Origin of the sequence: Aidingimonas lacisalsi, from assembly GCF_008079445.1 — a bacterium.
GTDB lineage: Bacteria > Pseudomonadota > Gammaproteobacteria > Pseudomonadales > Halomonadaceae > Aidingimonas > Aidingimonas lacisalsi.
This window is the reverse complement of the sequence record NZ_VRYH01000003.1, coordinates 597,289-606,465: the sequence shown is the minus strand read 5'-3', so window position 1 is coordinate 606,465 and position 9,177 is coordinate 597,289. Positions and strand designations below refer to the sequence as shown.

12 protein-coding genes are annotated in these 9,177 nt (G+C 56.4%); 5 read left to right on the top strand and 7 right to left on the bottom strand.

Annotation, left to right across the window (positions count from 1 at the left end):
- Positions 1-210 precede the first annotated feature (210 nt).
- From FVV99_RS09010 to FVV99_RS09000, 3 genes are all read right to left on the bottom strand, one after another.
- On the bottom strand, positions 211-471 hold the full coding sequence (locus tag FVV99_RS09010; RefSeq protein WP_148253715.1) for a hypothetical protein: 261 nt from the start codon (positions 469-471) through the stop codon (positions 211-213).
- A 102-nt stretch (positions 472-573) separates the two neighbouring features.
- Positions 574-1,518, bottom strand: coding sequence for a DMT family transporter (locus tag FVV99_RS09005; protein WP_148253714.1), 945 nt, complete (start codon positions 1,516-1,518; stop codon positions 574-576).
- A gap of 41 nt (positions 1,519-1,559) precedes the next feature.
- The gene (locus tag FVV99_RS09000; protein WP_236645350.1) at positions 1,560-2,504 is read right to left on the bottom strand and encodes an AraC family transcriptional regulator; all 945 of its coding nucleotides are present in this window, start codon (positions 2,502-2,504) and stop codon (positions 1,560-1,562) included.
- A gap of 217 nt (positions 2,505-2,721) precedes the next feature.
- On the opposite strand from FVV99_RS09000, the gene FVV99_RS08995 reads away from it, so the two are divergent.
- On the top strand, positions 2,722-3,450 hold the full coding sequence (locus tag FVV99_RS08995; protein WP_148253713.1) for an SDR family oxidoreductase: 729 nt from the start codon (positions 2,722-2,724) through the stop codon (positions 3,448-3,450).
- 68 nt (positions 3,451-3,518) lie between these two features.
- Here FVV99_RS08995 and FVV99_RS18925 read toward each other — a convergent pair whose 3' ends face one another.
- Positions 3,519-3,755: an SDR family oxidoreductase gene (locus FVV99_RS18925; protein ID WP_407921334.1), complete on the bottom strand. Its 237-nt coding sequence runs from the start codon at positions 3,753-3,755 to the stop codon at positions 3,519-3,521.
- On the opposite strand from FVV99_RS18925, the gene FVV99_RS08985 reads away from it, so the two are divergent.
- Positions 3,737-4,519, top strand: coding sequence for a GntR family transcriptional regulator (locus FVV99_RS08985; protein WP_161598981.1), 783 nt, complete (start codon positions 3,737-3,739; stop codon positions 4,517-4,519). The two genes, FVV99_RS18925 and FVV99_RS08985, sit on opposite strands and share 19 nt — an antisense overlap.
- Before the next feature lie 4 nt (positions 4,520-4,523).
- On the opposite strand, the gene FVV99_RS08980 is transcribed toward FVV99_RS08985, so the two are convergent.
- Positions 4,524-4,964 (bottom strand): ester cyclase, encoded by a 441-nt coding sequence (locus FVV99_RS08980; RefSeq protein WP_148253710.1) that lies wholly within the window; start codon positions 4,962-4,964, stop codon positions 4,524-4,526.
- Positions 4,965-5,215: 251 nt separating this feature from the next.
- Between FVV99_RS08980 and FVV99_RS08975 the strand changes: the two genes are divergently transcribed.
- Positions 5,216-5,542 carry a rhodanese-like domain-containing protein gene (locus FVV99_RS08975; protein WP_148253709.1) on the top strand — a complete coding sequence of 109 codons (327 nt, stop codon included), beginning with the start codon at positions 5,216-5,218 and terminating at the stop codon, positions 5,540-5,542.
- A 118-nt stretch (positions 5,543-5,660) separates the two neighbouring features.
- On the opposite strand, the gene FVV99_RS08970 is transcribed toward FVV99_RS08975, so the two are convergent.
- Both FVV99_RS08970 and FVV99_RS08965 read right to left on the bottom strand, forming a co-directional pair.
- Positions 5,661-6,065: a VOC family protein gene (locus FVV99_RS08970; RefSeq protein WP_148253708.1), complete on the bottom strand. Its 405-nt coding sequence runs from the start codon at positions 6,063-6,065 to the stop codon at positions 5,661-5,663.
- Positions 6,066-6,170: 105 nt separating this feature from the next.
- Positions 6,171-6,782: a LysE family translocator gene (locus FVV99_RS08965; RefSeq protein ID WP_148253707.1), complete on the bottom strand. Its 612-nt coding sequence runs from the start codon at positions 6,780-6,782 to the stop codon at positions 6,171-6,173.
- Positions 6,783-7,051: 269 nt separating this feature from the next.
- On the opposite strand from FVV99_RS08965, the gene FVV99_RS08960 reads away from it, so the two are divergent.
- Together FVV99_RS08960 and FVV99_RS08955 are read left to right on the top strand one after the other, a co-directional pair.
- Complete coding sequence (locus tag FVV99_RS08960; RefSeq protein WP_148253706.1) at positions 7,052-7,273, top strand: DUF3820 family protein; 222 nt, start codon at positions 7,052-7,054, stop codon at positions 7,271-7,273.
- Between the two features lie 766 nt (positions 7,274-8,039).
- Positions 8,040-9,173 (top strand): iron-containing alcohol dehydrogenase, encoded by a 1,134-nt coding sequence (locus FVV99_RS08955; RefSeq protein ID WP_148253705.1) that lies wholly within the window; start codon positions 8,040-8,042, stop codon positions 9,171-9,173.
- Positions 9,174-9,177: the final 4 nt, after the last annotated feature.

The following is a 9,177-nucleotide window of genomic DNA, read 5'->3' as shown; positions in this document are numbered from 1 at the left end:
ATGCTGCGCTCGGGTAATTCCTGCAATAACTGACTTGGCAACAGCATCCCGTGGGATTTGCCTTGGCATAGAGTCTCCTTTGCTCTCTAACAGGTATTAGCTAGCCCGCTCGTTTATTGACTTGAACGCCCTGGCGCGTTTAACAATGTTATACCGCATGCTATCTGCTCCCTAACCCACTGAAATATTTGGCCATTAAGAATAGTTCGGCTAAATAACACCAATAAACGCGCCAATTGCATTTGCTGGAGAGTCTGCTTGAGACGACAGCTTTCCCGCAATCGCTTTCATCGACTCAAGACTCCAGACCGCATCGTTATGCTTGTTGCTGGAGTAGTCACGGGCATCGCCCTGGAAAGACAGTGGAACACGGTCATAGAAAGCGTCGGCAGGTCCATCCGCCCCCGGCGGTCGTGCGAGTGAGGTGTGATGCAGGGCTCTGAGGAAGCCGATGCCATAAGACCATCCCATGCGTATAAGTTATCTCATTATGATGTCATGAGGTTCAGCCTAGCATTCGACACGGATCACCAACCACGTTCCGGATCAACGGCGACCCATAGCAAGACATGGCTACCTGCCCGAAAAGACTTTAAACAACCGACCGAGGCGAAGCGTCGAGGTGAGGGGCAATAGAAGCACGCCGGCGATTACGATCAACAGCATGCCCATGAACTGATAAATCGAGGGAATCTCGCTGAACAGCACGATGCCCCAGAACGCCGCGAAGACGAGATAGGCGTAGTCGAACACGCCCACGATGGTGGGAGAGCCAACCTGAAAGGCCTTGGCCGTCAGCGTCGCGGTAATACTGATGAGTACCGCCAGCATCATGAGCTTCAGCAGCAGTTCGAGCCATGTGGTCTGGTCAATCGCCTGACCGATGCTGTACGAGTTCGGCGAAATGTCGACGAAGCCACACACGCTGACCATCGCGACGAGGCACAACGCGCCGTTCATTGCCGCCGCGAGTGCGGTCGAACTCTCGGAGTTCAGGTTGGTGCGCGTGAGCAACTGGGCAACGGCATAGAGCGCCGCCGCAATGATCGGGAGGAAGAGGTAAGCGTTCACCTCCTCTCGCCATGGCTGAAGTGCCACAACGACGCCGGCAAAACCGATGACGATCGCGCTGACGCGTCGCAGGCTCAGCGACTCGATTCGCAGCACCGAACTGAAGACGCAGATGAACACCGGTGTCGTGTACAGTAGCGCGGCAGCGAGTGAGAAAGACATATGGGGCAACGCGATGTAATAGCACAGCCACATCATCGCAAGCAGCAGACTGCGTACGACGATCAGCCCGTAAACCCCGAGTTTTTCGCGTCGCAGCCTAGGCAAGGATCTCGACACGATCGAGCCGAACGATAGGAGCAGTACGACGGCAAAGACCGAGCGACCGGCGATGAGCCAATCCAACGGGATCGCATCGGCGAAAAACTTGATGAAGGCATCCCCTGTCGCCATTGCCGCAACCGCGGCAATGATGATCAGGATTCCCTGTGTCTCGGAATCATCCATGTGTCTGCCCCAGCGATGTGAATCGTCTCCATGATCGCTCGTCAATGCGGTTGCGCCAGGTTCATCGCCCGGGAGGAAGGCAGTAGTGCCAAGCTCGCCCTCATCTCACGCACTTCCTCGCCCGGTGGGCGGCCGAAAAACCGTTTGAATTCACGACTGAACTGCGACGGGCTCTCGTAGCCTACCCGGGCCGCGGCACCCGCCGCCGTCAGACTATCACGTATCATCATCAAGCGGGCGTGATGTAGCCGCGTCGACTTGATGTACTGCAGCGGAGAGGTTCGTGTCACCGCCTTGAAGTGCACATGAAAGACCGGTGTGCTCATACCGACGTCGTTGGCCAGGCGCCCGACCTCGAGAGGCTCGGCGTAATCGGCATGAATGCGGTTCAACGCCTTGGCGATCCTGCCGAACTGCCCTTGCCGGGCAAGCGCTGAGCGCAGGCTTCCGCCTTGCTCGCCGACTAGCACGCGATAGTAGATTTCACGCACGATATTCGGCGCCAGTATCTGTGCCTCCAGCGGCGAAGAGAGCGCCTCGAGCAGGCGCAGCGTCGCGTTCGCCATGGGTTCCCCCAGTGGCGTGGAGACGATGCCACTTGGCGCGGCCAGCGCGTGCCCCTCCGATTGCTCCAGTCTCAACACCAGGTCCGCCACCATTGCCATATCCAGACGTATCGCAATCGCCAGCAGCGGCTCCTCGGGGCTGGCCTCGGTTTCCGAGGTGAACGGCAGCGGCACCGACAGCACGAGATAGTGCAGGGGATCGTAGCGGTAGACCTCATCCCCCAAAAACCCCCACTTACGCCCCTGGCAGACGATCACGATACTCGGCTCATAGAGCACCGGCGTATGCCGCAAGGGGCGATTCGAACGCATGAATCGCACTCCCTCCAGCAACGACTCCGTATACCCCTCACCGGGAGCGAGTTGATAAAGCCGCTCGACCATCCGCGCATGAGGCAAGGGTGTAAGCGAGTTTGTCATGACAAAAGCACTAACTCGAGAAGATTACAATCAGACTATCATGCTCGGGAAAAAATTATCCCAAGACATCCATAACAATAGTTTTAGGCAAACACGCAATAGCAATGCATCTGCCCCATCGCAGCCCGCGCCTCTAAGCTTTCACTCATGGTCGTTCGACCTATACCCGGCGTTCCGCTTGCGGATGCCTTGGTCACCAATACGGAGACGTTTCATCATGAGTCAAGCCTCGAAAGTCATTCTTCTTACCGGTGCCAGCAGCGGCATTGGCGAAGCCACGGCCCTGCTGTTGGCACGACAGGGCCATCGCCTGGCGATCGGCGCACGCCGTACCGACAGGCTGGAGGCGCTGGCACGCACCATTCGCGCCGACGGCGGCCAGGTGGACTATCGCGCCCTGGATGTGACGCAGCGGGAAGACGTGCAAGCCTTCACCGATGCCGCGCTGGAGCGCCACGACCGCATCGACGTCATCATCAACAATGCCGGCGTCATGCCGCTCTCTCCCCTGGCCTCGCTCAAGCTCGACGAGTGGGACCGCATGATCGACGTCAACATCCGCGGCGTGCTGCATGGCATCGCCGCCGTCCTGCCGACCATGCAGTCTCAGGGCAGCGGACAGATCATCAACATCTCATCCATCGGCGGCCTCTATGTGGTACCCACCGGCGCCGTCTACTGTGCGACCAAGTATGCCGTACGCGCGCTTTCCGATGGGCTGCGCCAGGAACACGACAAGCTCCGCGTGACCTGCGTCTACCCCGGCGTGGTGGAATCGGAACTGGCCGACACCATCACCGACGCCAGCGCCGCCGAGGCGATGCAAGCCTACCGCCAGATCGCCCTCAAGCCCGAAGCCATTGCCGCCGCGATCGCCCATGTGATCGATCAGCCTAGCGATGTCGATACCAGCGAGATCGTCGTCCGCCCCACCGCCAGTGCCTAAACGCCAACGACAGTGCGAGGAAAACGAGATAAAGCAGAACACGCGGGCTTGCCGTCTAAACGTTCCGATTACAACATCGCCCCACCATCGACGGCATAGATGGCACCCGTGGTATAGGCGGATTCATCCGAGGCAAGGTGGACCGCCAGGGCGGCGATCTCCTCGGGACGGCCCAGTCGACCCATCGGCTGGCGGCTGATGAAGGCCTCACGCGCGGCCTGGGCATCGCCGGTAGCATGCATGCGGTCGACCAGCGACGGGCTTTCGACCGTGCCGGGGCGTGACGGTGTCCTCGACTGCCCCACCGGAATACCAGGCGAGCAAGGACGCCGATCTCCCGACCGAACACGCCGCCCTGGTCAACACGGCCAGTTGGGAAGCCATCTATCAGGATGTATCGCGCCAGGCGGTCGCCCGCTCGGCCTACGGCGCCTGGCGAATCATCGAGACCGAGCTGGCCGCCAGCTATGGCGTCAGCCGTACGGTGGCGCGAGAAGTCCTGGCGCGACTGAAACATGTCGGCATCCTTCGCAAGGATCAACGCGGCCGGTGGTTGCTACCCACGCTGACCTCCGAACGCATCACCCAGCTTTATGAAATGCGCTGGATCCTGGAACCCAAGGCCCTGCGCCATGCGACGCCGAACCTGCCCCGCCAGCTACTCGACGACATGAGGCACGAACTCGATGCGATGCTCAGTCAACCTGACATCGTGCTTCCCCAGAAGTATGACCGGCTGGAGCGACGGCTGCACGTGGAACTGCTCTCGTACGGCGACAACCAGATCCTGATCGAGACGCTGCAGCACTATCATGCCCTGCTGATCGCCAACGCCCACCTCTACGACACGACGCCCTCCGCCTACGACGTCGATCCTTTCATGGAAGAACACCTAGCGATCGTCCAGACACTCCAGGCCGGCCAGCCGAATAACGCCGCCGGACTCCTCGAAGACCACTTACGCGGCGCACTGGATCGGGTGCTCGGCCGTATCGATTACATGGTACGCCACAAATCGTTCGACCCGCTGCCCTACCTCAAACCGTTGTCGGATCAGGCGGGGCCGTGAGCGATCAACGCCTATCGCCATTCGGGATACGGACGCTGTCGCCTGGCTTGTCGCTGAGCCGCAATTGTGCCTCGATAGCAATCTTGTCGATGACCGACCAGACCCGAGCAATCTTTCCGTTCTCGCATTCATAGAACACGTTCTCTGCAAACGAGACCGTCTTTCCGTTTACCTCGAGATCGAGAAACCTTCCCGTCGGCGTGCAGTCGAAACGCAGCCGACTCGCGATACACGGCGGGTCAGCGATCAAGCGTTCGACGTTGAAGTACAAATCCGGTATCGCTTCGAAGTCTTTCTCCAGCATTTCACGATAGCCCGGCACCCCAAGCTGCCTGCCGTTGTGCTCGACGTCGATGCTGACGAAGCGCCCCAACGATGGCCAGTCTTGATCGTTCAGGCAGGCAATGTAGTCCCGATATAGCTTGAGGAGCTCTTGCTTGGTCATGTGCACGCTCACTGGATGAAGAGGAAGTCGAGCCGCCATCAAACGCCTGCCGGCAATTGGAACTCAGGCGGCAATCCTCCTGTCATGATGAGTGTAGGGCTAGCATAGCCCTCACACGCAGCAAGCAACAGGAGGCCACCATGGATGTCGGAACGGCCATGACAGGTCAACAGCCCGCGGCGCAAGCCGCTCAGGCGATTGCGGCCTGAGCCAGTTACGTCATTCACGACCTGTTGCCAGGGAGGAACTCCATGAAAGCGATCACCCGTGATGACCTGAAAACCATGAACGAAACCGAGCACGAGGACTTCGTGCTACTCAACGTGCTGCCGCGAGACGCCTTCAACAAGGAACACATTCGCACCTCGGTGAATGTGCCTGCAGGCGATCCCGATTTCGCCGAAAAAGTCGAGGCGCTAGCCGGACACAAGGATCGCAAGATCGTTGTGTACTGTGCGAACTTCGATTGCGATGCTTCACCCAAGGCAGCCAAGAAGCTCGAGGAAGCCGGTTTCAGTCACGTCTACGATTACGAAGGCGGTACCAAGGATTGGTTCGAGCAACAGCAGGCCGCTTGAGCATAGCGTGCAGCCTGCTTCATTGAGCCACCCTCCGCCCTGGAGGATGGGCCGACTGTCGGCCGTCATGGCGAACGAATCGCCATGGCGGTTTTAATTGCAGCGCCAGGCTCCACCATTACGTCAGGTCCTGATAGGGGTTGTATGCCACTTCCCAGTAGTGCCCTTCTGTATCTTGAAAGTAACCGGAGTATCCACCCCAGAAAACGTCCTGTGCCGGCTTGATAAGCGTGGCACCTGCTGATACCGCCTGGTCGAGAACGTCATCAACATCTGACTTGGTGGCCACATTGTGGGCAAGCGTAATGCCACTGAATCCTGACTGGGTGGTCACCGTTGATCCGATGTCCTTCGCGAGCTCCTCCCGGGGATAGAGCGCCAACCATGTTCCCTCCAGGCTGAAGAAGGCTATATCGCCGCCTTCAACGTCGTGCTTCGGCAGCCCCAGGCCTTCACCGTAAAAGCGCGTGGCCCGATCCAGATCATCCACTCCGAGCGTGATAAGACTGATTTTCGGTTTCATGATTTCCTCCGACAATGACGCCCTGCCGTGTGGGAGCCGGCCAGCGGTTGCCGCACGGGAGCAGTGAACTGTTCAGTGGCATCCGGCAAACGATGACCGACCTCGTTACCGGTCGGACAACGCGAGCCTCACCCCAAGGACTCCGAACGCTCCCGCAAAGCCGCGCCTGAACCACGCCATTACCCCGGGCTTTGAAGTGATATACCGTCGCGTGGCTGATGCAAACGCCCCATAGCCGACAAACACGATGAATGTCAAAAGCATGAACATCGCTGCAAGGCTAAGCATATAGTAGGTTGGCTCGGGTGTATGACTCGGTATGAACTGGGGCAGAAATGCCAGGAAGAACAAGGACAACTTGGGATTCAGGATATTCAGCAAGAGGCCGTTAACGATGATCTTGACGTCGGAAGTGGTTGTTCTCTGTCCCGACATCTGTAGTGCTCCCCCCTCTTGCAACACACTCCACGCCATGTAAAACAGATAGGCTACGCCAAGGTATTTAACGAACTGGAAAGCCAACGCACTGGTATGGAGAAGAGCAGCAAGGCCAGCAATACTGGCGATGATATGTGGAACGATTCCGAGAGTACAGCCAAGGGCGGCAACTACACTTGCCCGCCAGCCGCTGCCGACTCCATGCGCAAGCGTGTAGAGGACGCCTGTCCCCGGCAGCAGAACCACGATGAGCGAGGTTGCGAAAAATTCCAGTGTCATAATGACGCTCCTAGGCGTTGTCGTGTCATGACTCCCAGCCTAGACCAAAGAACAGCGTGTCTCATGACGGCGATTTACGTACCCAGTGAGGATCGTCAGGCAGGTTCAGCTTGTGCCCGATCAGTGCAGTACGGATTCATGGATGCCTGAATGATCCGATACATTCGGCCAGCCGATTCACGCTACACACAAGCAGCGCCAGCATATTCAGAAACAGTGCCGCCGGGCAGCGCGCCGGTAACACATTCAAGACCATCAAGGAGCGTATTGTGAACCCCGAGGATCTGGAGAAGCTGGTCACCCGCAGGATGCCGTTCGGCAAGTATGAAGGCCGGTTGATCGCCAACCTACCCGGCCCCTATCTCAACTGGTTCGCCCGAGAGGGATTCCCGTCCGGCGAGATCGGCCGGCTGCTGCACCTGATGCATGAAATCGACCACAACGGCCTGGGGGCGCTGCTCGATCCATTACGTGAGAAACATGGGGCCTGAATGCCTCAATCGGCATCATGTCCCCTGAAGCACATGCAGCATCATACGCGCAGACGACGTCACGCTGTCTACATCGGCCAACATCTCTTCTCCAGCGACAGCCTTTCACGACCCCGGCTCCGTCATCGATTAGACTATCGTCCCAATTAATGAATATTGAATGCAATGTTCATTAACTATAGGTTGGCTACTTCGCCATGGCTCAAGAAAAAGCCACAATAATGACAATGAGGAAGGCAAATGGGACTAAACTTGGGCCAGAACATAACTCGCCCTTGTGAACGGAAGCCGACCTGTGGGAGGTACTCGACACCGGCTTCAAGCCGTACGGCGCGGGTCTAAGCATGGGACTGGAGTGAGTCTCGAAGTGATTGCTCCATCGAGACGAATATCCAGAGCATCCACGGAGATCCCTTAACCATGGCCACTAGAGACATCCACGGTGCCGATAACGATGACGTGAGGACGTTAGTCCGTTCGGTAATATCCAGCATTTCTCCCAAGAGAAATCCCATGGAAGCGACGAAAGTCGTATAGTATGAAGGTATGATAGGTTCTACCTTCCCCTGTAAGAACAGTTAATGTGCTTTTGCAGACAATGGCCATTGGCAGGTAACAGTAATCGCTAATTTATTAGCACTGCACCGAAACCCAACAACATTGGCTAATACACAAATACTGCAACTAACCAACACTTCATAAGGATGACAAGACAGCTTTTTTTGACAAGCCATCAGCCCAATATTCAGTCCCATCAGGAGATGATATGTCATTCACAATCAACTATTTAACAAGAATTGAGTTTGGGGATGATGCGCTATTTCAGCTAGACGAAACCCTGCAGCGGCTCAATATAAAAAGGCCGTTACTGATTACTGACAAAGGCTTGAGCTCCTCAAGCATAATCAATAAAGTCATCGACGCATCAAGTTACGTGACTCCATCATTGATTTACGATGCAACGCCCTCCAACCCCACAGAAGCGGCTGTCGGAGAGGCACTGGAAACAATGCGTCGACAAGAGTGTGACGGTCTTATTGCCTTTGGTGGGGGTTCATGCATCGATTTATCGAAAGCGGTCAGGCTGCTGGCGACGCATCCAGGCCCGCTACGTCAATACGCAGCCATAGAGAAAGGCAGTGAAAAGATCACTTCCAATATGCCTGACTTGATAGCAGTACCAACGACTGCCGGCACGGGAAGTGAAGTAGGGCGAGCCACTCTCATCACTATGCATGACAATAGAAAACTCGGCTTACTGTCTCCGCATCTCATACCGACAACAGCAATCTGTGATCCCGAGCTTACCATGGACCTGCCCCGGTCTTTAACGGCAACCACAGGCATGGACGCTATCGCACACTGCATCGAAACATACCTTAGCCCCAAGATTAATCCACCGGCAGAGGCCATTGCTCTTGACGGTTTATCACGCGCAATAACGAATATCGAAGCGGCGGTAAACGAACAAAATGATATCAGTGTACGCTCCGAAATGATGATGGCCTCCCTAGAGGGCGCCCTTGCCTTTCAGAAAGGGTTAGGTGGTGTACATTCATTATCTCATGCGTTAGGAGGGTATCACGACCTCAACTTACATCACGGTACTCTTAATGCGGTATTGCTGCCAGCCGTACTACGCTTCAATGAAAGCTATTGCATGGAGAAATACAAAAGAATAAGCAGCATCATCAATGTAAAAGTAGACGAAACACCAGATCAGTTTTTTTACAACCTGAATAAAAAGCTCAATATCCCGACTCGCCTACGCGACATGGGAGTTCCAGAAGATATCTTGGAGGAAGCGGCACAGTGGGCCTTGGAAGATCATTCTACAGCAACCAACCCCAGGCCTCTGGACACAGACGACTTGTACAACCTGTTGGTTGAAGCCTATTAATAAT

What these genes read in the sequence shown, in the direction of transcription:
- FVV99_RS09000 (WP_236645350.1), bottom strand. Translation starts at nt 2,504, where the DNA reads ATGACAAACTCGCTTACACCCTTGCCTCATGCGCGGATGGTCGAGCGG.
- FVV99_RS08995 (WP_148253713.1), top strand. Translation starts at nt 2,722, where the DNA reads ATGAGTCAAGCCTCGAAAGTCATTCTTCTTACCGGTGCCAGCAGCGGC.
- FVV99_RS08980 (WP_148253710.1), bottom strand. Translation starts at nt 4,964, where the DNA reads ATGACCAAGCAAGAGCTCCTCAAGCTATATCGGGACTACATTGCCTGC.
- FVV99_RS09010 (WP_148253715.1), bottom strand. Translation starts at nt 471, where the DNA reads ATGGGATGGTCTTATGGCATCGGCTTCCTCAGAGCCCTGCATCACACC.
- FVV99_RS08955 (WP_148253705.1), top strand. Translation starts at nt 8,040, where the DNA reads ATGTCATTCACAATCAACTATTTAACAAGAATTGAGTTTGGGGATGAT.
- FVV99_RS09005 (WP_148253714.1), bottom strand. Translation starts at nt 1,518, where the DNA reads ATGGATGATTCCGAGACACAGGGAATCCTGATCATCATTGCCGCGGTT.
- FVV99_RS08975 (WP_148253709.1), top strand. Translation starts at nt 5,216, where the DNA reads ATGAAAGCGATCACCCGTGATGACCTGAAAACCATGAACGAAACCGAG.
- FVV99_RS08965 (WP_148253707.1), bottom strand. Translation starts at nt 6,782, where the DNA reads ATGACACTGGAATTTTTCGCAACCTCGCTCATCGTGGTTCTGCTGCCG.
- FVV99_RS08970 (WP_148253708.1), bottom strand. Translation starts at nt 6,065, where the DNA reads ATGAAACCGAAAATCAGTCTTATCACGCTCGGAGTGGATGATCTGGAT.